The 22,783-nt window shown below is 61.4% G+C and carries 14 protein-coding genes; 9 read left to right on the top strand and 5 right to left on the bottom strand.

Annotated features, from left to right (window positions below; translation table 11 throughout):
- Positions 1 to 9 precede the first annotated feature (9 nt).
- The 3 genes from RIE53_01580 to RIE53_01570 all read right to left on the bottom strand — a co-directional run bounded on the left by RIE53_01580 (position 10) and on the right by RIE53_01570 (position 2,671).
- On the bottom strand, positions 10 to 759 hold the full coding sequence (locus tag RIE53_01580) for a queuosine precursor transporter (protein ID MEQ9103367.1): 750 nt from the start codon (positions 757 to 759) through the stop codon (positions 10 to 12).
- Positions 760 to 839: 80 nt separating this feature from the next.
- Positions 840 to 1,895 carry an ATP-binding protein gene (locus RIE53_01575; protein MEQ9103366.1) on the bottom strand — a complete coding sequence of 352 codons (1,056 nt, stop codon included), beginning with the start codon at positions 1,893 to 1,895 and terminating at the stop codon, positions 840 to 842.
- 56 nt (positions 1,896 to 1,951) lie between these two features.
- Complete coding sequence (locus tag RIE53_01570) at positions 1,952 to 2,671, bottom strand: response regulator transcription factor (protein ID MEQ9103365.1); 720 nt, start codon at positions 2,669 to 2,671, stop codon at positions 1,952 to 1,954.
- A 117-nt stretch (positions 2,672 to 2,788) separates the two neighbouring features.
- On the opposite strand from RIE53_01570, the gene RIE53_01565 reads away from it, so the two are divergent.
- From RIE53_01565 to RIE53_01525, 9 genes are all read left to right on the top strand, one after another.
- Positions 2,789 to 3,931, top strand: a complete 1,143-nt coding sequence (locus tag RIE53_01565) for a Gfo/Idh/MocA family oxidoreductase (GenBank protein ID MEQ9103364.1) — start codon at positions 2,789 to 2,791, stop codon at positions 3,929 to 3,931.
- 268 nt (positions 3,932 to 4,199) lie between these two features.
- On the top strand, positions 4,200 to 5,213 hold the full coding sequence (locus tag RIE53_01560; protein MEQ9103363.1) for a sugar phosphate isomerase/epimerase: 1,014 nt from the start codon (positions 4,200 to 4,202) through the stop codon (positions 5,211 to 5,213).
- Between the two features lie 31 nt (positions 5,214 to 5,244).
- On the top strand, positions 5,245 to 5,583 hold the full coding sequence (locus tag RIE53_01555; protein MEQ9103362.1) for a hypothetical protein: 339 nt from the start codon (positions 5,245 to 5,247) through the stop codon (positions 5,581 to 5,583).
- A 57-nt stretch (positions 5,584 to 5,640) separates the two neighbouring features.
- Positions 5,641 to 10,419, top strand: coding sequence for an ATP-binding protein (locus RIE53_01550; GenBank protein MEQ9103361.1), 4,779 nt, complete (start codon positions 5,641 to 5,643; stop codon positions 10,417 to 10,419).
- Positions 10,416 to 12,548 (top strand): ATP-binding protein, encoded by a 2,133-nt coding sequence (locus RIE53_01545; protein ID MEQ9103360.1) that lies wholly within the window; start codon positions 10,416 to 10,418, stop codon positions 12,546 to 12,548. The genes RIE53_01550 and RIE53_01545 overlap by 4 nt, the downstream gene beginning before the upstream one ends.
- Positions 12,545 to 13,687, top strand: coding sequence for an FIST N-terminal domain-containing protein (locus tag RIE53_01540; protein MEQ9103359.1), 1,143 nt, complete (start codon positions 12,545 to 12,547; stop codon positions 13,685 to 13,687). Before RIE53_01545 ends, RIE53_01540 begins: the two co-directional genes overlap by 4 nt.
- Positions 13,684 to 14,826, top strand: a complete 1,143-nt coding sequence (locus RIE53_01535) for an FIST N-terminal domain-containing protein (GenBank protein MEQ9103358.1) — start codon at positions 13,684 to 13,686, stop codon at positions 14,824 to 14,826. Before RIE53_01540 ends, RIE53_01535 begins: the two co-directional genes overlap by 4 nt.
- Positions 14,823 to 16,367, top strand: a complete 1,545-nt coding sequence (locus RIE53_01530; protein ID MEQ9103357.1) for an ATP-binding protein — start codon at positions 14,823 to 14,825, stop codon at positions 16,365 to 16,367. Before RIE53_01535 ends, RIE53_01530 begins: the two co-directional genes overlap by 4 nt.
- Entirely contained in the window at positions 16,364 to 19,939 is a 3,576-nt protein-coding gene (locus RIE53_01525) for an ATP-binding protein (protein ID MEQ9103356.1), read from the top strand. Before RIE53_01530 ends, RIE53_01525 begins: the two co-directional genes overlap by 4 nt.
- Here RIE53_01525 and RIE53_01520 read toward each other — a convergent pair.
- On the bottom strand, positions 19,920 to 22,193 hold the full coding sequence (locus RIE53_01520; GenBank protein ID MEQ9103355.1) for a protein kinase: 2,274 nt from the start codon (positions 22,191 to 22,193) through the stop codon (positions 19,920 to 19,922). The genes RIE53_01525 and RIE53_01520 overlap by 20 nt on opposite strands.
- Complete coding sequence (locus tag RIE53_01515) at positions 22,190 to 22,783, bottom strand: ECF-type sigma factor (GenBank protein ID MEQ9103354.1); 594 nt, start codon at positions 22,781 to 22,783, stop codon at positions 22,190 to 22,192. Before RIE53_01515 ends, RIE53_01520 begins: the two co-directional genes overlap by 4 nt.

The following is a 22,783-nucleotide window of genomic DNA, read 5'->3' as shown; positions in this document are numbered from 1 at the left end:
CGGCAGACGTCATGCCGGCGTTGCCGGGCTCCCCTCCCCGGCGGCCGTCTGGATGAGCGTTGCGGCTACCTCGTCCCCCAGATACCAATCCATGACCCAGTGAGCGCCATAAATGACGGGCGTAATCAGGACGGCAATGATGAACTTATAGGAATAGTTGAACAGCGTGATGGCCACGATTTCCCCGAGCGCGAGTTGCCCGGCGAAGGCAATGGAGAGCACGATGAACGTATCCATGAACTGCGAGCCCAGCGTGGACCCCGTGGCGCGCAACCAGAGATGCCGCCCCTGGGTGCGTTTCCGGATCCAGTGGAACAGGGTGATATCCACCAACTGACCGATGACGTAGGCCGTAATGCTGCCTATGATAATCCGTCCCGTGGCCCCGAAAACCGTGTTGAAGGCCTCTTCCGGAACCGGGGAAATGGGTGCCGTCGGGACGCCCATGGCCAGCTGGAGCAGGCCGAACTCGAAGATGATCATGACCATGCCCAGGTAGGTCACGAATCGGATGCCGGGCTTGCCGTAATACTCGTTCAGCAGGTCGGTCACGATGAACGTGATGGGAAAGGCCAGCACGCCTGCCGTCATCACGACCTCCGAAAACTCCATGCCCAGGATGGTGATGGTGAAGGGCAGCTGGAAGGCCGTGAAGAACTTGCTTGCGGTGGCTTCGGCGACGACGAGCGCCGTTATGAAGATGCCGGCGCAGATGACATACAGTTTCTGCGGGCGGGTCAGGAGATGCGTCTGGCGCATGGCGGGATCCCTTCGGGTGACAAGGGGGAGTGACGGTCTGGGGAAATGGGTGGGCTCGCATTCGAGCGGAACGCGGAAGATTACCCCTCCGCCGACGCAACATCAAGCCGGAACCCGAACGTGGAGCCGTCACCCACGCGACTTTCAATGAGCAGGACCTGGTCGTGTGCCGCCAGGATGTGCTTCACGATGGACAATCCGAGACCGGTGCCACCGGCCGAGCGCGACCGGGATTTGTCCACGCGGAAGAAGCGTTCCGTGAGGCGCGGCAGGTCCTCGGGCGCAATGCCGATGCCGTCATCCACCACGTCCACACGGACCTGCGGGTCTTCCCGGCGGGCGCGGACCACGATGGTTCCTCCGTCATTCGTGTATTTGACGGCATTGTCCACCAGGTTGACCAGAACCTGCCGGATACGGGCCGGGTCGGCCACCACAGGCGGCAAGTCAGCCGGCATGTCCATGGTGATGGAAATGGAGCGCTCGGCGGCCATGGGCTCGACGGAATCGATGACGTCCTTCGACAGGCGGCGCATGTCAAACGTCTCCGGATGCATGCCCTGCTCGCCGGTTTCCAGCTTGGATATCTCGGAGAGGTCACTGGCCAGACTGGAGAGCCGGTCCGCGTTGCGGACAATCTTCTCGACGAACGACCGGTTGACGGCCGGGTCGTCCAGGGCCCCGTTCATGAGGGTCTCGGCGAATCCCCGGATGGAAAAAATGGGCGTCTTGAGTTCGTGCGACACGTTACCCACGAACTCCCGCCGGTAGCTCTCCATGTTGCTGATTTCCTCGAACTCGCTGCGCAGGATGTGCCCCGTCCGATTGATCTGACGGAGCAGGTCGTCCAGTTCGTCGCCCCGCTCTGCGGATGTCTCCGCCTGCCCCATCCGCTCGAAATCGTGCTTGCGGATGAGACGCAACGCCAATTCCGCCTGCTGCAGGCGGTCTCCGATCACGCGCCGGACGGCGACGTGGGCGGCAATTCCTGCTGCCAATGCCAACAGGGCGGCCGACCACCAGGTGGGCAGCCAGCCTGCCCAAGCCGCCAGCAGGCCCGCCACGAGCAGGGCGGCTGCCGTCCCGGCGGCCACACGCGTGGCTATCTGATTGCGGATGGGAAGTGCTCTGGGCATGTGCGGACGCCTGGCTGCTGGCGGTGGTGATTCAGGAGGCTGTTGATCGGGGCCGGCTATCGCGCAGGCAGGGTGTCGGCAAACCGGTACCCTACCCCCTTGATGGTCTCAATGTAGTGATCCCCGATCTTCTCGCGGATTTTCCGGACGTGGACATCCACGGTCCGGTCCACCACGTACACGTCCCGTCCCCAGACTCGATCCAGGAGGTCCTGTCGGGAAAACACCTTGCCCGGTCGGGAGGCAAAAAAGTAGAGCAGGTCGAACTCCTTGCGTGCCAGGCGGATGGTGAAATCGGTACCGGTCCGGCGCACCACGTACCGGTCGCGGTCGATTTCCAGGTCCATGATCCGCAGCAGATCGGGTGGGGTGTCGTAGCGGGACGAGCCGCGCAGGAGGGCCTTCACCTGGCTCAGCAGGACGGGGATGGAAATGGGCTTGGCCAGGTAGATGTCCGCTCCGGAATCCAGGCCGACCACCTGGTCCGCCGCCTCGCTGCGGGCGGTCAGGATGAGGATGGGCACCGTCAGCAGCGTACTGTGTTCGCGCATGCGGCGACACGCTTCCAGACCATCCATGCGCGGCATCATGATGTCGAGGATGATGATGTCGGGTACATGCTTGGCCGCCAGCTCCAGACCCTCGGCGCCGTCACGCGCCGCGAGCGTATCATAATCTTCCTTCTGCAGGTTATACTGGAGAAGGTCGAGGATATCGTCCTCGTCGTCTACAATGAGGATGAGCGGGCGTTCGCGCGTGGGGACCTGCAGGTTCATGACGTGTAAATTACCAAACGGGCACGCCGGTCATGTTACAGAATTGTTAACCACGGAAAATTGGAAATGTCAGACAGCGCTCCAAACGGCTCCGCCAAAAGGAAACTCCGCTACGCCATGCTCGGCGGTGGTCCTGGCGCATTCATTGGCGCCGTCCACCGGATGGCCGCCCGGATGGACGGGGAAATCGAACTCGTGGCGGGCGCATTTTCGTCCCGCCCGGAAGCGTCTGCCGCCATGGGACGCGAGCTGTACCTGGACCCCGACCGGGTCTACGATTCCTGGGAACAGCTCCTGGACGCCGAGGCCGAGCGCGCAGAAAACGCAGCCTCAAACCCTTCCGCGGCCCCGCTGGATTTCGTTGCCATAGTGACCCCGAACGGCCTGCACTACCCCATGGCTCGGCGTGCACTCGAGCGCGGCTTCGACGTGATCTGCGACAAGCCCATGACGACCTCGCTGGCCGATGCGGAGGACCTGTGCCGACTGGTCACCGACACCGGCCGCATGTTCGTGCTCACGCACAACTACACCGGATACCCCATGGTCCGGCAGGCCCGGGCCATGGTCCGCGCCGGCGAACTGGGCCGCGTCCGCAAGATCGTCGTCGAATATCCGCAGGGATGGCTGTCCACGCTGCTGGAGGCGAGCGGCAACAAGCAGGCCGTGTGGCGCACGGACCCGGCCATGGCCGGTCCGTCCTCGGCGCTCGGCGACATCGGTACCCACTGCGAGAACCTGGTCCATTTCGTGACCGGCCTGGAAATGGCCGAACTGTTTGCCGACCTCGGATCGGTGGTCATCGGTCGGGACATGGAAGACGATGCGTCGCTCCTCATCCATTATGACGGCGGCGCGCGCGGCATCCTGTATGCCTCGCAGATCTCGGTGGGTGAGGAAAACAACCTGACGCTCCGGGTCTACGGGGAGCGCGCCGCCCTCACCTGGCGTCAGGAGCACCCCAACCAGCTGCACTTGCTGACCAGCAACGGACCGGCGCAGGTCCTGACCCGGGCCAGCTCATACCTGTCTCCTGAGGCCTCCGATGCGTCACGCCTGCCTCCCGGCCACCCAGAAGGCTTCATCGAGGGCTTCGCGAACCTCTACCGGGATGCCGCCACCGCCTTCCGCACGCGCGAGCAGGGCCTCCTGCCCACGGTCCAGGACGGCGCCCGTGGCATGCATTTCATTGAAACCGCGCTCCGTTCCAGCCGGGAGCGGCAATGGATGGATGCCCGCTATACCCCGCCCGGAGGGTGAATGCCAGCTATAGCCTTCCCGAACGCTGATTCAATAATGTATAGTGCTTTAAATACATGTAGCAGGCCCTGCGGACTGTGCGACTTGCAAAGCGCGGCAGCAGGACTACATGTTAATAAAGTGCGTGCTTTAATAAACTATAGTTCAACATCGGGGATCTCATGCTCTGGTCCAGTTCAGAATCTCCTGTATGGACTATATAATATTAAAGTCGAATCGATGATCTTCTGAAAACGGCACGTATCCAGCCTGAAACCCACCTGAATCCATGTCCAGACCGATAACCCTGTTCACCGGCCAGTGGGCCGACCTGCCCCTCGATACTCTCGCGCGCAAAGCCGCCGATTGGGGATACGACGGCCTTGAACTGGCCTGTTGGGGCGATCATTTCGACGTCCAGCGGGCGCTGTCCGAAACGGATTACTGTGCGGGCGTGCGCCGACGGTTGGCACAGTATGGCCTCGAGGTGCACGCCATCAGCAACCATCTGGTGGGGCAGGCCGTGTGCGACCGGATTGACGAACGGCACAAGGCCATACTGCCGGCCCGCGTATGGGGCGACGGCGAGGCCACGGGGGTCCAGGCGCGGGCCGCCCACGAAATGAAGGACACCGCCCGCGCCGCGGCAAAACTGGGCGTGGATGTGGTGAACGGGTTCACCGGATCGTCCATCTGGCATCTGCTGTACTCCTTCCCGCCCGTATCGCAGGACATGATCGACGCCGGTTTCGCGGATTTTGCCACGCGCTGGACCCCCATCCTGGACGTCTTCCGCGAGGAGGGTGTTCGCTTCGCGCTCGAGGTGCATCCCACGGAGATTGCCTTCGACACCGCATCGGCCGCCCGGGCGGTGGAAGCGATTGGAGGTCACAAGGCGTTCGGATTCAATTACGATCCGAGCCACCTGGCGTACCAGGGCGTCGACTACGTCGGCTTCATTTCGGCATTCGCGGAGCGCATCTTCCATGTCCACGTGAAGGATGTCTGGTGGGCCACGCACGGAACCGAGGCCGGGGTGTTCGGGGGCCATACGGATTTCGGGGATGCGCGTCGGCACTGGGAATTCCGTTCGCCGGGACGCGGGAGCGTGGACTTCGAGGAGATCATCCGGGCGCTCAATCGGATTGGATACGTCGGGCCGCTTTCGGTGGAGTGGGAGGACATCGGGATGGACCGTGAGCACGGGGCCGAAGAGGCGTGTGCATTCGTCGGAGCGGTGGATTTTCCGCCGTCGGACGTGGCCTTCGACGCCGCCTTTTCAAAGCAAACAGAGCCAAACTGAACAGAGACGGGCACTGGCCCGGAGGAACACCATGGGACCCGCACGGAATGAACGGGAATGGATGATCATTGCGGCGCTGGCCGGGGTGCTGTCTGGCGTATCGCTGTACGGTCCCTGGATGGGCGCGGCGGCACTGATGGCGTTCGGGATTGTGACGGCCGCGGCGGCGGCCTGGGTGGCGTGGCGCCGCCCCCCGGAATCGCCGCCGCTCCTCGGTCTCTTTGTGCTGGTGTGCGTCATGTGGTTGGCCATGCCGCTGGCCGGCTGGGCGCTCGGCGGCCCGGGAAACCTGTGGGGAATGGTTGCTATGGGCGGCTCGCTGCTGGCGGCCGTGGTGTACCTGGTAACGGACCGGGCGCGGCGCGTTTGAGCTGTCGAGCGGGTAAATGTCGTATTGTTGGGGAGAGAACTCATCCATCCCGAACCCATGCCCCTCCCGGACAAGGATATAGCCCGCACCAAGGAGACGATTGAAGAACGCGTGCGACGTTTTCATCTGCTCCAATTCTCCCGTTTCGATGGGGCTTTGGAAGAGCTGTATGGACTCATTACAGATGATTTTTGTGGTTTTGGAACGGGCGCCTACGAGAGAGTCTATTCCAAGAGGGAGTTTCAAGAATTTCTGGAAACCGAATGGGAGGAGCTGCCACAAGGTGTTTCGTACACCGTCAACAGCGTGTACGTGGATGTGATCGATGTCACGCACGCCGTGGCCATGAGCGAGTTCACCGTTGCCAATCCAGAATCGGCGGAAAGCAGCGGTATGGAAGCCCGCATGACATTCACGTGGGTTTTCAAGAGCGAAATCTGGCTTCTTGCACAAGTGCACGCCTCCGTGCCGTGGGATGCGCAGATGGACGGGGTTCCCTTTCCGATAGATGAACTGGAGGCCCGCGCCCGTAGGCTCCAGCAGGAAGTGGACGCCCGCACGCAAGAGTTGGCCAAGGCAAACCGGGATTTGGAAATCGATGCCGCGCTTGAGCGCATCCGCCGCGTGACGGGAGAGATGAAAGACCCATCGGATTTGATCGAAGTCGTCAAGCAGATCAAAGTTGAGGCAAATTCGCTGTACGGTGGGAGCATAGTGGAAGTAGGACTGGTGCAGGAGGCCGATAGCGAGACGCTCCGGTTCTGGTCCATCTTTGATGCAGCAGAGGTCCCCGAAGACTTCGCCCAATTCGGACTGCTGTATCCCAAAAAACCTGATCCCCTTCATCCCATGGTCGAAAGGGTCTGGGCTTTAGAGGAAGGATATGCGAATCTGTTCTTCGACCTTGATGCCATGTGGCAGATTCACAGATCACTGGCGCACTACAATCCACCGGAGGCCGACCTGTTGAAGGCGGCACTTGATGGTGGCATGCAAGACGGATGGGTTACGGTTTGCGCCGTACAGGTAGGTCGGATGTATCTGAGCTGGGTTACGGAACCGCCGGAAGAAGTGGCTTCGGCGCAGCCCCGGATTGCTGCCGTCCTGACAGAAGCGCAGCAGCGAGTCGAAGAGCTGCGGCACGCTCAGCAACTGGCCCGCGAGGCCGAGATCAACCTGGCCGTCGAAAAGGTGCGGGCCCGAGCTACGGGCATGCAGTCGCCCGACGACTTGACGCTGGTCATGAAACAGCTCAAAATGGAGGTGGATCGGCTGTGGGGAGGGGCTGTGCAGGAATTATCCATATCCCAGCATCACGATGAAGACCAACTCAGGTTCTGGGTCATTCTGGACGCTGATAACGTGCCTGACTCGCTGGAAGAGTTCGGGCAGTTCTTTCCCAAGCGTCCGGATCCTCCGCACCCGACCGTTGAGCGCGCTCTGCAGCAAACAGAGTCCTTTTCAAAGAGTCATATCCATCGGGAGGAGCTTCTGGCTAACATCAAGAGCTTGGAGTACCATTTCCCCCAATATGCGAAGACAACACGGCCGTTGGTCGAGTCGGCCAAGGTTCTGGAGTTGTGGTATACATCGACTCCAATTCACGATGGATGGATTGCGATGGCTTGGGGAGATGATCCCCCGAGTGAAGTGGAGTCTATTCAGCGTCGTTTGGCCGACGTGCTGGATGAGGCCCTACGCCGCGTAGACGAACTGCGAAAGGCTCAGCACATTGCTCGCGAAGCCGAGATAAACCTGGCCGTCGAGAAAGTGAGGGCGCGGGCCTCAGGCATGCAGACCTCGGGCGAGATCGTGGATGTAGCCGATGTCCTTCGGGAGCAGCTCGTACAGCTGGGTCTTTCCGATGTGATGGCCTGCACGGTCTATACGCGAACGCCCGAGGGGAAGCATCGGGTAACGGAGATGGCGCGACTGGGGCCAGAGTCCCCCGACTATTCCTTCGATTGGATTTTTAATCCAGACGATCTTGATCCGAAGGTCATGGTGCATGACTTCCTGGGAGCGAAGGAGTCCACCGTATTCCATGAAGATGCCGAAGCCATAGCGCTTCTGATGAAGGAGGCTCTGAAGTATGATCCCGACTACACCGAGGAATACCAGGAGGCCATTGACCAGAATCAGATTTCCGAGATCTGGGTTGCCGTTTGCCCTTCGGACTCCGTACGACTCTGCATTGATTTCAAGATCAAGCCCCCCGAGGAAATTCTCTCGATTCTTCCCCGGATGGCTCAGGCTTTCGACCACGCGTATCGGAGGCATCAGGATCTGGAGCGGGCCGAGGCGCAAGCACAAGCAGCCTTGATCGAAGCAGCACTCGAGCGCATCCGCGGCCGGGCCATGGCCATGCGGACCTCCTCAGAACTCTCCGATGTGGTAACCGAGATGCGGCATCAGATGGCCGCGCTGGGTCAAAAAGATCTTGAAGTCGGCATGGTTCATCTCTACGACCTCGACGAAGATGAATTCGAGTCCTGGGGGGCCATGCGGAATCCTGATGGTGGAGAGCTGATGATCGGATCCGCTTCGATGCCCAAAAAAGGCGTGCCCATTCTTGAGGAGTGCATCGCCCTTTACGAGTCATCGCAATCCGACTATACGCTTGTCAACGAGGGAATCCGGGCTGCCGAGTTCATGCATATGCTGTCAGAGAGGGCGCCCGCACAGCATGACGCCATCCTGAAAATGGCTGGCGGTAACTTCAGTCAGATGCTTGCCTATTGGACGTTCTCTGATTTCCAGGGTGGGTCCATGGGTATGGTGACGTACCAGCCCCCCGAACCCGAATCGGTGGATCTCCTCAGGAGAACGGCACAGGTGCTGAATCTTGCCTATCGCCGTTTCAAGGATCTTCGAGAGGCGGAACAGGCCCAACGCGAATCCCAAATTGAGGCTGCTCTGGAGCGGGTCCGTGCCGTAGCCACAGCCATGCGTAGTTCGGATGAGCTGCTCAAGGTGATGCAGCACATCCACAAGGAGTTTTCGGGGCTCGGCTTTCCCTGCGGCGCCTTCTGGAACTCCCGCTACCTGGAGACGCATTACGAGAAAGCCGTCACCGACATGGACGGATCACAGGTGACGGCCATCATGGAACTGCCTCGGGACTTTTCCATGATTCCAGAACTCGCGGCGTGGGAGCGCAGCACGGAGAAGCTGGGCATCTTCAAGTTCGGCACCGAGGCCTCGATCGAGTATCTGAACCACATGATTGAAAAGGGCAAATTCCTCGAGATAGTACCCGGTGTACTGACGGAGGAGTTGCTTCGGGAAAAGGGCGGATGGACCTTCATCCAGGCCCGCACCACCCATGGTGAGTTGGGCTACAATCTTTGGGGCGAGACAGACCCAAGCGAGGAAGCAACCGACACATTGCTTCGTTTTGCAGCTGTCTTCGACCTGGCCTTTCGTCGATTCATCGACTTGGAGGAAGCCGAAGCCCAGGCGCGCGAATCGCAGATTGAGGCGGCGCTCGAGCGTGTGCGCGCCCAGGCCATGGCCATGCAGAAGCCCGAGGATATCAGCGACGTGTCCACCCGTCTATTCGATGAGATGGAAGCACTCGGAATCGAGTCCCTTCGCTCTGGTGTTTCGATAGCCGGTGAGGGAGAGCGCTATGAGTTCCATGCTGCCACCAAGGATGAGTCAGGTTCGACCATGCTGGTGCTGGGCGGTGAGTCTGTCAATGTCCATCCTGTGATTCGCCGGGCCTACGATGGCTGGCGAGAGCAGGAACCCCACCAGATATCTGTCCTGGAAGGCAAAGAGCTGCTCGACTACTACCACGCCGTGTTTGACACGATGCCGCTGCCGGACTGGAAAGAGCGGATGCAGCGTGGCCAAGAGGCCATGGAGTGTTTTGCCACATTCCCGTTTCAGGACGGATGGCTGTACACGTTTACGCGTCACGAGATCATGGCGGACGAAATTCAGCTGCATGAGCGCTTTGCGCGCGTATTCGGCCTGGCTTACCAGCGCTATCACGATCTGACGAAGGCCCAAGAGGACTATCAGGCTCTTTTGGCGGAAAAGGCCCGAACCGAAAAAGCTCTGACTGACCTTCAGGCCACCCAGAAGCAGTTGGTCGAGCAGGAGAAGCTGGCATCACTCGGTTCGCTCACGGCGGGTATTGCCCATGAAATCAAGAATCCGCTCAACTTTGTCAACAACTTTGCCGAGGTGAGCACAGAGCTCATGGAAGAGCTGGCCGAGGCTGTGGCCAGTGGCAATTCAGAAGAGGCGGCCATGATCCTTGAGGATCTCCGCGACAATGCAGAGCAAATTGCCAAGCACGGCAAGCGCGCAGACTCCATCGTCCGCTCCATGATGCAGCACGCGCGCGGCGGGGCATCGGACATGGAGACCGTTGCGGTCAATGACTTCCTCGAGGAGTACGCAAACCTCGCGTGGCATGGCCGCCGCGCGCGCGACCACGGCTTCAGCGCCGATGTTGAGCGTGACTTTGACCCGGAGGCGGGCGAACTGAAGGTCATGCCTCAGGAATTGGGCCGTGTCGTCTTGAACCTGCTAAACAATGCTTTCGATGCTGTCAAAGAGCAGGACGACGGATTGGTCAAGGTGGCCTCCCGGCGAACCGAAAACGGCCTGACCATCACCGTCTCCGACAACGGCCCGGGCATCCCCGAGGACATCCGCCAGAAAATCTTCGAGCCCTTCTTCACGACCAAGGCCACGGGTGAAGGCACTGGTTTGGGTCTGAGCCTTAGCTACGACATCGTGACCAAAGGCCATGGTGGCACCATGACCGTCGGCGAGAGCGTTCACCGCGGTGCACTGTTCACCATCACGATACCAGCATGAGATTGCCACGTCACATATCCGGAGTGTTGTTGACGATTATCGCCCTGTCGGCAACGCTGACGATTCCGGTTCATGCGCAACAGAATCGCGTATCTCAAGAGGGCTTTGACTCGTCAGGGGCTTTGGGACTGTATCAATTCACATGGAAGGTTCGAATGGGCGATTCCCTTGCCTGGTCGAGCCCCGATTATGACGATACCTCGTGGACCGAACTAACTCAGTCGCAGATTTCTACTCGTGATCCCCTGTACGACGAGTGGCCTGGAATGGGGTGGTTCAGAACGACGTTCGTGGTCGATTCTTTACAAACGACGGAGTGGGTCCTTGAAGCGTACGTGAGTGGAGCAGCAGAATTCTATCTGGACGGCAACTTGGTGTCCTCCCAGGGGACGTGGGGAGCAAATCGCTCCGAAGAGGTGTGGCGTGACAATCGCGATCAAGCCATTCCCATCGAGATGCTGCCAGGGACGCATGTGTTGGCAGTGCGATACTCCAATCATGCCGTGGCCGACTGGTTACGTGTGTTGTACAAGCAGTCTATCGTACAAGGAGTGATTGCACCGGGTTTTACCGCAGGCCTTCGGTCGGAGGCGAGTTGGGTTGCCAGAAAAAACGCCGGTCACGCCCCATTGCATTGGAGCATCAGCCTCCTCGGCGCTGCATTGCTCGCCATTGGCGTTTTTGGACTCGTCATCCAGGTGCGCAGTTCAGCAGGCAGGGAACTGTTCTTCCTCAGCCTTCAACCTTTGCTCCTTGGAAGCCTGCTCGTTGTCTTCACATTCTTGTCCAAGGAAAGCGTGGGATTCATTGGAACCCTTGTTTCGGCCACGTTGCTGGGTCCAATGTTCGTAGGCAGTTTCATCGCGATGGCCGTAGCCATTATCGAAGCTTATGCCGTGCGCTGGAAGAACGCGTTCCACCGGATGGCCGTCGTATCGGGCATCCTGGTACTGGTCAACAACATCTTCACTGGTACGTGGACTTCAGTCCCGACTCTTGTTTTGGTGCTGTTGGTGCTCCTCCTTGCTATAGTCCTGCTGGTTCGGGCAGCGTTTCAGCGGAAACAAGGGGCATGGGTGCTGTGCGCGGGATTCGTAATTTCCATTTCAGCAGCCGTTCTAGGCCTGCTACGAATTCTGGAGTTTACGTTTTGGAATGATCTCCTCTTCCTGGCTGTCTTCATATCCTTTCCCTCCGCCGTCATCTACTACTTTGCGGTACGGTTCTCAATATCCATTCAGCAGTCCAGGTCTCGGTTGGAAGAAAACAACCGACTCATCCAGGAAAAGCAGCAGCTAATCGAGGGACAGAAGGAGCAACTCGAGCGGCAGGTGGAGGCCAGAACTGCAGAGCTGAAGGCCTCCCAGGCGCAGCTCATCGAGCAGGAAAAACTGGCCTCTTTGGGCTCCTTGACGGCCGGCATCGCCCACGAAATCAAGAATCCGCTTAACTTCGTCAACAACTTTGCGGAGGTGGGAGGCGAACTGGCCGACGAACTGTCGGAAGCCATTGCCAGCGGCAACGCGGCCGAAGCACAGAGCATTGTCGGTGAACTGAAGGCCAACGCCGAGCAAATCGCCAAGCACGGCAAGCGCGCCGACAGCATTGTGCAGGCCATGATGCAGCACGCCCGGGGCGGGACGGCCGAGCGGGAAACCGTCGACGTGAACGCCTTCGTGGCGGAATACATCGACCTGGCCTGGCATGGCATGCGCGCCAAGGACCACACGTTCGACTGCGAGGTGGAGCGCGCGCTGAGCCCCGATGCCGGCTCGGCCGTGCTGCAGACGCAGGACATGGGCCGCGTGCTGCTCAACCTGCTGAACAATGCCTTCTACGCCACGCAGATGGAGGGCGGCGCCCCGGATGCCCGGGTACGCGTCGCGACGTCGCGCGAGGATGACCGGATTGTGATTACCGTCGCCGACAATGGCCCCGGCATCCCGGAAGACATCCGGCAGAAAATCTTCGAGCCGTTCTTTACGACGAAGCCAACGGGCGAAGGCACCGGTCTCGGTCTCAGTCTCAGTTACGATATTGTGACGAAAGGTCATGGTGGGTCCATGACCGTAGGGACCAGCGCCTCCGGCGGAGCCCTTTTCACCATCGCGCTTCCGGTTACTCCATGAAGGCCAAAGATTTCCAGGCAAAAGACGTCGAAGGATTCAAATCCTGGTTAGAGGCGAACGTCGGGGACGATTTCCGACCGACCCTCGCCATCGTGTTCTCTTCGTTGCCCGACGAAATCCGTACCATCGGACGGTATTTACAGGATCACGGTGTCGCCGTGTTCGGAGCCAGTTCCTGGGGTGAATTCACCCGCCATGGCATTGAGACCGGGTCCATTGCCATCCTCCTGCTCGATGTGCCGCAGGAGTGCTTCTACCTGCGTCTGGAACCCCTGGAAGGGGGTGACGAGGAGGACGTTACCCGGTCCGTAGCCACGGAGGCGCTGGCACGCTACCGCAATCCCGTCATCATGGCGTTGATTTCAGATCTGAGAACACGCGGAGAAGCCATTCTGGAGACCTTCGAGGACGTGCTGGGCGACGACGCCGAACTGGCCGGTGCCGGAGCCGGCATGCCATCCGTCAATGACCCCTCGTACGTGTACACGGCCGATGCCGAAAGCTCCCGGGGGATCCTGACCCTCGTCATTGACGGGGATCGTATCCAGATGACCAGCCGGGCCGCGTGCGGCTGGAAGGCGGTTGGGGCGCCGCGCACGATAACCCGCAGCGAGGGCCAGTGGGTGTATGAAATCGACGGGGTCCCGGCCCTGGATGCCCTGCTGAAATACATCGGCCAGGAAGACCTGGACCTGGACGATCCGGTGAACTGGGAATTGGAAGTCAACACGTTGCCTCTGCAGCTGCAGAGGCCGCACGGGGATCCCATCATGCGGCCTGCGCTCCTGTATGACAAGGAAACACGGGCCATCATGTGCCCCGGAACCATGGAAGAAGGTGCCAAGGTGCGCTTCTCCATCGAGCCGGACGGCGAGGTCATCGATACCGTGCTTGAGGACTTCAAGCGGATAAAGGACGACACCGGGGATGTGGATGCGGTGGTGTACTTCTCCTGCTGGGGACGATACAACTCGCTCGGACCCGCCATGAACCGCGAAATCCGGGAAGCCGGCAAACTGTTCGGCGTCCCGATGGTGGGCCTGCTGTCCAGCGGTGAAATGGCGCGTGTCACGGGTGGAAAACTGGAATACAATGCACTCACGTCCTGTTGCGTGTTGCTCAAGGAGGTCGAAGGATGAAGGCAAAATCGTTCCAGGCAGACTCATTGGAATCCGCCAAATCGGCATTGAAAGGTGCGCTCTCCGATGGTTTCGCGCCGACCCTTGCATTTGTATTCGTGGCGAACAACTGGGACCGCAGTCTTCTTCGACGACTTTTCGCGTCACACGACATCCAGGTATTCGGCGCCACGACGTACGGAGAATTCGTCGACGGCGGATTCCAGCAGGACTCGGTCGCTGTGCTGCTGTCCGACATGGCTCCGGAGACTTTCCGAGTCATTCATGAATCGCTGACGCCGGAATCGGAAGCGGAAACCGCGGCCAAAATGGCCCGGAAAGCCGCGGAATGGGTGGACAATCCCGTCTTCATGGTGGGTACGAGCCACATGCAAACCATCGCCGAAGATGTGATTGCCGGAGTCGAGTCCGTCATGGGCCCGGAGGCCCATATATTCGGTGCCATGGCAGCCATGAGTTCGGATACGACGGAGACGGCTGTGTTTACGACCGACGTCGATATGGATCGCGGCCTGGTCATGTTGGTCATTGACGGAGACAGGATTGCCGTCAACGGCGTGGCCACGTGCGGATGGAAACCCGTTGGGCCCGTGAAGACCGTCACCAAGAGTGATGGCATGTGGGTACATGAAATCGACGGTGAACCGGCACTGGACTTGATGCTCAAGTACTCCGGAGTATGCTCTCGCGAGGAACTGACCTCTGAAGTCTGGATCGATGAGTTCGCCATGTCGCTCCCGCCCCAGCTCATTCGCAATGAAGGGGCGGCCGTCATGCGTCCGTCGCTGGTGTATGATCTCGAATCCAGCTCGGTGATGTGCAACGGACGGGTTCCACAGGGTTCAAAAATCAGGTTCTCGTTGCCTCCGGAAGACGATGTCGTCGATGCTGTTATCGACGGGTGTCGATCCATGAAAGAGGACCGGGCTCCTGAGGCGGATGCCATCGTGTACTTCTCTTGTGCCGGAAGGCGTCTGTCGATGGGCCCCCTCCTGAAGCGCGAAATCAACACCGTCAGGGAGATGTGGAACGCGCCGATGGCCGGGTTCTTCTCCCTGGGAGAGATTTCGCGTGTGCAAGGTGGACGGAATGAGCTCAACAATATCACATCCGTTTGTGTCGTGCTGAAGGAGAAATGAGCGAACGCGAGGACCCTGAACAGACCATCCGTGCGCTGCGCGATGAAATCGAAATGCTGGAGTTCCGACTCCAGCGGCTCGAGAAAATCAAACGCACGACGGCCATCTTCCTCGACGAATCGGTCGCCGAACTGGAGGCCAAGCGGGAAGCCGTGGAGGAAGCCAACACGGCCCTCGAGGCCGCCCTGTCCGCGCTGAAAGTGGACAATGCCCTGGAACGAGTGCGTTCCCGGGCCGTCGCCATGCAGTCCGCTGAAGAACTGCTGGACGTGGTGCTGACCATGTACGAGGAATACCATGGGCTCGGCTTCCCGTGCGAAATGTTCTGGCACGCCAAATGGACGGAAAAAGGCTATGAAAAGGCCCTGACCGGTGTCGGCGGCAAGAAAATCGAGTTCATCATGGACCTGCCGCGGGATTTTTCGGCCGTACCTGCGCTCATGGAATGGGAGCGGGGCCAGGAGCCCCTGGGAGTCTTCAAGTTCGATCCCGAGGCCGCGGTCCAGTACCTGCGCCACATGATCGAGGACGGGGATTTCCAGAGGATCGACCCCGAGGCGGTCACGGAGGAGGACGTCCGGCACAGCGGCGGCTTCACCTTTGTCCAGGCCCGAACCACCCACGGGGAAATCGGCTTCCTGCTGTTCGGCGAGACCGATCCGAGCGAGGAAGCGAAAGCGGTGCTGCTGCGGTTTGCCAAGGCCTTTGACTTCGCCTACCGACGGTTCGAGGACCTGCAGCAGGCCGAGTCCGACCTCAAGCAATTGCGGGCCACCCAGGAGCAGCTCATCCAGTCGGAAAAACTGGCCTCGCTCGGCTCGCTGACCGCCGGCATTGCCCACGAAATCAAGAATCCGCTGAACTTCGTGAACAACTTTGCGGATGTCAGCCGGGAATTGGTCGACGAACTGGCCGAAGCCCTGGACGCCGGCCCGGAGGGCGCGGACGAGGCAAGGGCCATCATGGCCGATCTTCGCTCAAACGCCGAGCAGATTGCCAAGCACGGCGGCCGCGCCGACGCCATTGTGCGCAGCATGATGCAGCACGCCCGGGGCGGCACGGCCGAGCGCACGGCCGTCGACGTGAACGCCTTCGTGGCTGAATACATTGACCTCGCGTGGCACGGCATGCGCGCCAAGGACCACATGTTCGAATGCGACGTCGTCCGGGACCTGGATCCGCAGGCCGGAACGTTCACCGTTCAGCCCCAGGATCTTGGGCGGGTGGTGCTCAACCTGCTCAATAACGCCTTCTACGCGGTGGGGATGGACGGCGCGGCGCCAAAACCCGTCGTGCGCGTCACCACGGAGCGGACGAAGAGCGGGGCCGTCGTCGTCTCGGTCGCCGACTCCGGCCCCGGCATCCCGCCCGATGTCCGCGAAAAGATCTTCGAGCCCTTCTTCACGACGAAGCCGACCGGCGAAGGCACCGGCCTCGGACTCAGCCTGAGTCACGACATCGTGACGAAGGGCCACGGTGGCACCATGACCGCCATCAACGCACCCGGCGGCGGCGCCGTGTTCACCCTTACCTTGCCATGACCCCCACCCACCCCACTACCCCCATGCGTTCGCGTTTAACCGTCCTGGCTCTCCTTCTGGTCACCGCCATCCCGGCCGAGGCCCGTCAGATAGCCAACGACGAAGTAGCCTTCTCGTCCGGGGCCACCGATTTGCCCATCCGTTTCGAGAATGTGACCCTGGAAGACGGACTCAGCCAGTCCACGGTGTATTCCATTGCCCAGGACAGCAAAGGATTCATGTGGTTCGGCACGGAAATCGGTCTGAACCGCTACGATGGCACGCGGGTCGAGCGCTTCATGCCCGATCCGTTCGACTCCACGTCGGTCCACGACACGTATATCTGGGAAATCAAAGAGGACAGCGAGGGGTACCTGTGGATGAGCTACGAGGACGGGTCCATCGGCCGATTCGATCCGAATACGGGCAAGTCCAGGAACTATTACTCGTCTGCGGTGGACAGTACCAAACTGCATCCGAGCCGCAGCGTATTCCTGGACATCGATTCCGAAGGCCGTATCTGGTCCTCGGCGCTCAGCGGATTCCAGCAGCTCGACCCGGAATCCGGGCATGTGACGCATTGGGGAAGCCACAGCGGCAACGGTGGGGACATTGGCTGGACCAGTTCCATCGTACAGGAGAGCGAGGGCGACACATTCATCATCACAGGGGGGCAGGGTGTTTTCCGGTTCGATTTGCAGGCCGGTACGCTGACCAACCTGTTCAATGTGCCCGGCGGAGCTACGTCAGCCGTCGAGGATGTCCACGAGCCGGGCGTCTTCTGGGTCGGCTCGTTGCGGGAAGGCATTTTCCGATTGGACACCGCAGACGACTCATGGAGACAGTATGACGTCACGAAAAGCGACGCGGACCGGGCCGTGCAGGCGGTCTCCGATCCCAACACGCCCGGCATTATGTGGGTGGGTACGGTAGAAGGTGTGGTCCGGATGAATGTCGAGACGGGGGCCTATCAGACCTATCGCTCGGGATCCGGTTCGGGGCCCGGAGGCGGTGAACTCCTGTCGAATGCCATCGGCACCATGTACACGGACCGGAGCGGCATCCTGTGGGCCAGTACGGGCGGTTTCGGGGTGACCCGGTTCGACCCGACGGCCATGGGCTTCGTGAAGGGAGAGGCCACGCCGGACAATCCAAACTCCATGCGGGGCGAGGTGGTCTGGGCCATCTATCCCGAATCGAATGGCATCCTCTGGGTCGCCGCGTTCGGTTCGGAATCGCAACAACCCGGATGGTACCTGAACCGGATTGACCGCAATACGGGTACCGTCCAGTTCTGGCGGACCCAGAATGAAAGCCAACCGCCGCTGTTCAAAGGGCAGTCCGGTGAGGTGTATTTCGGAAGCCAACGGAACTCGAATATTCCGGGGATGGGCGGTGTTCTCGTCTATGATGAACGCCGTCAGCGCCTTGTGCCACGCTATACGGTCGAGAATGGCATGCTCCCGAACGATAATGTCCGGGACATGGAGGAAACGGCAGACGGCATCCACTACGTGGGGACCCGCGGAGGCATTGCCCGCATTGATCCGCGCACGGGTAGCAGCCAGTTCTGGTCCACGGAAGAACCGCGCGGCGTTCCGGTGGACAATGACGTCATCTGGCGGCTCATGCTGGACAGCCGGGGGACGCTCTGGGCCAGTATGTTCGGCAATCTCATTTATTTTCCGGATGGCGGCATCACCCCCGTGGATTTCTGGGACCGGGCGGATGCCCCGGCCGATCCCCACCGGTTCCTGCCCCGGTTTCTGGCAGAGGATGGCAGCGGCGTGCTTTGGTTCGGGCTGAGCGAGGACGGCGCGAAGAGCATGATACTGCGATACGACCCCGCTGCGGACCAAGCCACCTACTACACCTATGCTCCCAACGACAGGACGTCCTGGAGCGGCGGATCCGTGAGCGGCATCCATCCCCACCCTGAAGACCCGAACACGGTGTTTTTCAATACCTACGGGGCGGGGATGAGCAAGCTGGACGTTTCCACGGGGCAGTTCACCCACTACGGCGCCGAAGACGGATTGATGGATCCGGCGGTTTACACCGGGATCTGGGATGCCGATGTAACCCTTTGGGCGCCAACGAACTCGGGTCTGTATCGGTTCGATCCCGCAACGGAAACCTTCCGCCGGTTCGGTATGGAGTACGGCCTGCAGTCCCTTGAATTCAATGAGGGTGTGCTGGCGCGGACAGAGAACAATGAGCTGTTCTTCGGAGGCGTACAGGGCTTCAACGCCTTCTTCCCGACGCAGCTCCGGACGAACAATGTGGCGCCCGACGTGGCCATCACCGAATTCCTGCTGTTCAACACCAAAGTCATCCCCGGCCCCGGATCACCGCTCACCAAATCCATCGTGGATACGGAATCCATCGTGCTCCGGCACGACCAGGATGCGCCGTCCTTCCAGTTCGCGGCCCTCCACTACAAGCGTCCGGAAGCGAACCGCATCCGATACCGGCTGGAGCCGGAACAGACGGAGTGGATTGACGCGGAAGGCCGGAATGAAGCATCGTATACGAACCTGAAGCCCGGCGATTACACCTTCCGTGTGATTGCGGCCAACAGCGACGGGGTCTGGAACGCCGAGGGGGCATCCGTCCACATCACCATCCTGTCACCGTGGTACACAAGGTGGTGGGCCTACCTGTTGTATCTGGCCCTGTTGGCCGGACTGGTCGTCGCCGTGGACCGGGTCCAGCGTCGGCGCGTCGTGCTACGCGAGCGCGAAGCAGCCCGGGAGCGGGATCTGGCGCAGGCCCGGGAAATCGAGAAGCAACATCGAGCGCTGGAAGCCTCCCACGCCGAGCTCAAGGCCACCCAGTCGCAGCTTGTGGAGCAGGAAAAGCTGGCCTCACTCGGCTCCCTGACGGCGGGCATTGCCCACGAAATCAAGAATCCGCTGAACTTCGTGAACAACTTTGCCGAGGTGAGCAGCGAACTTGCCGAGGAACTGCGGGATGCCGTCGCCTCGGGCGACGCCGCGGCCGTTTCGGGCATCATCGACGACCTTCTGCAGAACACGTCGCAGATTGCCAAGCACGGCAAACGTGCCGACAGCATTGTCCGGGCCATGATGCAGCATGCGCGTGGCGGTGCCGGCGAGAAGGAATCGATTGACGTCAACACCTTCGTCGGGGAGTACGTGGGCCTGGCGTGGCACGGGATGCGTGCGCGGGATCACGGCTTCCAACTGGAAGTCGACCGGGAGTTCGCAGACGATGCGGGGACCATCCAGGGGCAGCCCCAGGATCTGGGCCGCGTCTTGGTGAACCTGCTGAACAATGCGTTCCAGGCCCTGAATGCAGCCGGAAAGTCCGATGCACGGGTGCGCGTGGGCACGCGCCGCGTGGGCGGCCAGGTTGAAATCACGGTGTCGGACAATGGCCCGGGTATTCCGGCCGATATCCGGAGCCGGATCTTCGAGCCGTTCTTCACGACCAAGACGACGGGCGAAGGTACGGGGCTGGGGCTCAGCCTCAGCTACGACATCATCACGAAGGGGCACGGCGGCACCATGACCGTCCGCGATTCGGCCCAGGGCGGCGCCGAATTCGTGATCACGCTTCCCGCTGCATAGCCACGAGGGTCAGATCTTCGCGCATGGGGGCGTCTCCCACGTGGTCGCCGACCGCGCGCAGGACGCTCCGGATGACGGCCGTGGGACGCGAATCCGAGGTTTCCCGGAGCGTCGCGGCCAGCCGTTCGACCGAGAACGGGTGGCCGCTCTCCCCGATGGCCCGCACGCATCCACGGGAGGGCAGGACGATGGTACTGCCGGCAGGTAGCGTGGCCGTGGTGGGCTTCCACGCGGCGTCCGTTCCGGCCCAGACGGCCGGGCCTGCTCCCGTATCCAACGCCTGGATGTCCCCGTCGGCCGAGAGCAGGAAGGGCGGCAGGTGATCGGCGTTCACAATGGTCATCGCGCCGTCGTCCCGGTGGACGACCGCGACCAGCAGATGCAAGGCCACGTTCGGCAGGTCGTCCGCGAACAGCATGCTGTTCAGCATGCCGACGGCCGTTGCGGGCTCGACGCCTTGCTGGAGCAGGCCTTTGATGAAGGTCTGTCCCATGGCCAGCAGCAGCGTGGACGTCACACTCCGACCCTGCACTTCGCCGGAAACGAGCCCCACGCGTCCGCCCGGCATGTCGAAGGCATCGTAGAACGTGGAATTGATTTCGCCGGCCGCGGACGAGAAACCGAAGGCGCCGTCCGGAAAGGACACCGGCAGGGTCGCATCCTGGATGCGCCGGGCAACGTCCATTTCCTGTTGGATGGAAACGGCCTGGTTCTGCCCGCGCAGGGCCCGGCGATAGGCTGCGAGGTCCGCCGCGGCCTTGTCGACGGTGGTTTCGAGGTCGGTGAAGTCGATGGGCTTGGTCACGAAGTCGAATGCCCCCCGGTTCATGGCGGTCCGGATTTTTTCCAGGTCGCCGTACGCCGACACGACGATGGTACGGAGTGGTCTGTCCAGCTCGGACAGGCGGGACAGCAGCGTGAGGCCGTCCATCCTGGGCATGTTCAGGTCGGTCAGGATGACGCCGGTTTCGGGATGCTGTTCGAGCTTGTTGAGCGCATCCTGGCCGTCCAGGGCGAACACGAATTTCCATGCTCCCGAACGGATGTTCTTGCGGAAGCGCTGCTGCATGAGCAGTTCCAGTTCGGGCTCATCGTCCACGCACAACAGATGCAGCACGTCGGGATCCGTGTCCGGGGAAGCCGCACTGGCGCCTGCAGCGGCGCCCTGATCGGAATCTGAACCGCCCGATGCCCCGGCTACCCGCTCGCGGGCCTCGGACTTGGCCGCGGCGCGGGAGCGCACCGCCTGGAGTGCATCCATCATGTCCTGCAAGCGGGGAAACCGCTGGTCCGGTTCCTTCTGCAGCATCCGATCCACCACGTCCACCAATTGGAGCGGCAGACCGGCCCGGCGACCGGACAGCGGTTCGGGGTCGGCGTTGAGGATGCCGTACAGGACGGCTTGCGGGTACGCGCCCGGGAAGGGGCGGTCGCCGGCCAGCATTTCGTAGAGCACCGCCCCCAACGACCAGATGTCCGAACGATAGTCCACCGCCCGGCCCGTGGCCTGCTCGGGGCTCATGTAGGCTGCCGTCCCCATGACCGTGCCTTCCTGCGTGACCGTGGCATCGGTCTGGCCCTTGGCGAGCCCGAAATCCAGGATGATGACCCGGCCATCGGGCAGGATCATCAGGTTTTCCGGTTTGATGTCCCGGTGCACGATGCCTTTCGTGTGGGCGGCGGCGAGCCCGGAGGCGGCCTGCCGGGCAATATCCATGGCCGAGTCCACGTCCAGGGGCCCCCGATCAATCAGGGCGCGCAACGTCTGGCCCTCGTAGCAGGCCATGGCAATGTAGGCGCGCCCGTCAGCGTCTCCGATCTCGAAAATGGTGCAGATGTTCGGATGGTCGAGCGCCGATGCGGATTGCGCCTCGCGGACGAACCGGTCCCGCGCGCGCGCATCGACCCCGCCCAGGAATTTCAGGGCCACGGTGCGCCCCAGACGCGTATCCTCGGCCTTGTACACGGCCCCCATCCCGCCATCGCCGATGTGACTCTGGATCCTGTAGTGGGCAACGGTCGTGCCGGCCGGCATTTCGGGTGAGGAGAGCAAGGCGTTGACCTGAATGGGGGTGGTGGTGGGCAGGTGAAGCTTCCGGGCCAGGGTATCAAAATAACCCGACGCATCCATATACGACGAAAGGGCGGCCCGAAGATCATCCCGGAGGTCTTTCGGGGCCGAAAGCACGAACGCCTCCTGTTCCGATGCGGGACGTTCCACGGCCTCAAGGAGCCAGTCTTCCAGGGTTTTCATGCTGTTCCGCCCACGGCGCCGGACGCCCGAAGGTGGTTCCAGAGCGCCAGTCGCGCCGCGACCCAATCCCGCTTGACGGTGGCGGGCGAAACGCCGAGCGCCGCGGCGGTATCCTCTACGCTCATGCCGCCGAAGAAGCGGCACTCCACGACGTGGGCCATCCGGGGGTCCAGTTGTTCGAGCGCTCCGTTCAAACGGAGTACTTCCTGGGCTTCCTCGAGCCCGAAATCGGGCAGCGCGGCATTCGGGTCGGCCGCAGCCACGTCGGGCGCATCATCCAAAGAAACCGGCTCGTTCGCGCCTCCGCGCTTGGCGGCGGTCCGGCGCTTCGCATAGTCGAGGAAGATGTGGCGCATGGCCTTCGCGGCCACCGCGTAGAAGTGCGCCCGGCTGGCGTAGTCCCCGTCGGGTTGCCTGGCCAGTTTCAGGTAGGCCTCGTGGACGAGCGCCGTCGTGTTCATGGTGGCGTGCCCGCCCAGGCGCCTCCGTTCCTGGTGGGCCCGGTCATGCAATTCCTGGTACACGAGCGGAAACAGCCGGTCGAGCGCCTGGCGGTCGCCGTCGCGCAGGGCATGCAGCAGGACAGTCAC

It is taken from the genome of Rhodothermales bacterium (assembly GCA_040221055.1).
GTDB lineage: Bacteria > Bacteroidota > Rhodothermia > Rhodothermales > UBA10348 > 1-14-0-65-60-17.
The sequence above is the reverse complement of the archived record's forward strand: the minus strand, read 5'-3'. Positions and strand labels throughout refer to the sequence as shown.

Coding starts and splice junctions, on each gene's coding strand:
- RIE53_01580 (MEQ9103367.1), bottom strand. CDS start 759: ATGCGCCAGACGCATCTCCTGACCCGCCCGCAGAAACTGTATGTCATC.
- RIE53_01575 (MEQ9103366.1), bottom strand. CDS start 1,895: ATGCCCAGAGCACTTCCCATCCGCAATCAGATAGCCACGCGTGTGGCC.
- RIE53_01570 (MEQ9103365.1), bottom strand. CDS start 2,671: ATGAACCTGCAGGTCCCCACGCGCGAACGCCCGCTCATCCTCATTGTA.
- RIE53_01565 (MEQ9103364.1), top strand. CDS start 2,789: ATGCTCGGCGGTGGTCCTGGCGCATTCATTGGCGCCGTCCACCGGATG.
- RIE53_01560 (MEQ9103363.1), top strand. CDS start 4,200: ATGTCCAGACCGATAACCCTGTTCACCGGCCAGTGGGCCGACCTGCCC.
- RIE53_01555 (MEQ9103362.1), top strand. CDS start 5,245: ATGGGACCCGCACGGAATGAACGGGAATGGATGATCATTGCGGCGCTG.
- RIE53_01550 (MEQ9103361.1), top strand. CDS start 5,641: ATGCCCCTCCCGGACAAGGATATAGCCCGCACCAAGGAGACGATTGAA.
- RIE53_01545 (MEQ9103360.1), top strand. CDS start 10,416: ATGAGATTGCCACGTCACATATCCGGAGTGTTGTTGACGATTATCGCC.
- RIE53_01540 (MEQ9103359.1), top strand. CDS start 12,545: ATGAAGGCCAAAGATTTCCAGGCAAAAGACGTCGAAGGATTCAAATCC.
- RIE53_01535 (MEQ9103358.1), top strand. CDS start 13,684: ATGAAGGCAAAATCGTTCCAGGCAGACTCATTGGAATCCGCCAAATCG.
- RIE53_01530 (MEQ9103357.1), top strand. CDS start 14,823: ATGAGCGAACGCGAGGACCCTGAACAGACCATCCGTGCGCTGCGCGAT.
- RIE53_01525 (MEQ9103356.1), top strand. CDS start 16,364: ATGACCCCCACCCACCCCACTACCCCCATGCGTTCGCGTTTAACCGTC.
- RIE53_01520 (MEQ9103355.1), bottom strand. CDS start 22,193: ATGAAAACCCTGGAAGACTGGCTCCTTGAGGCCGTGGAACGTCCCGCA.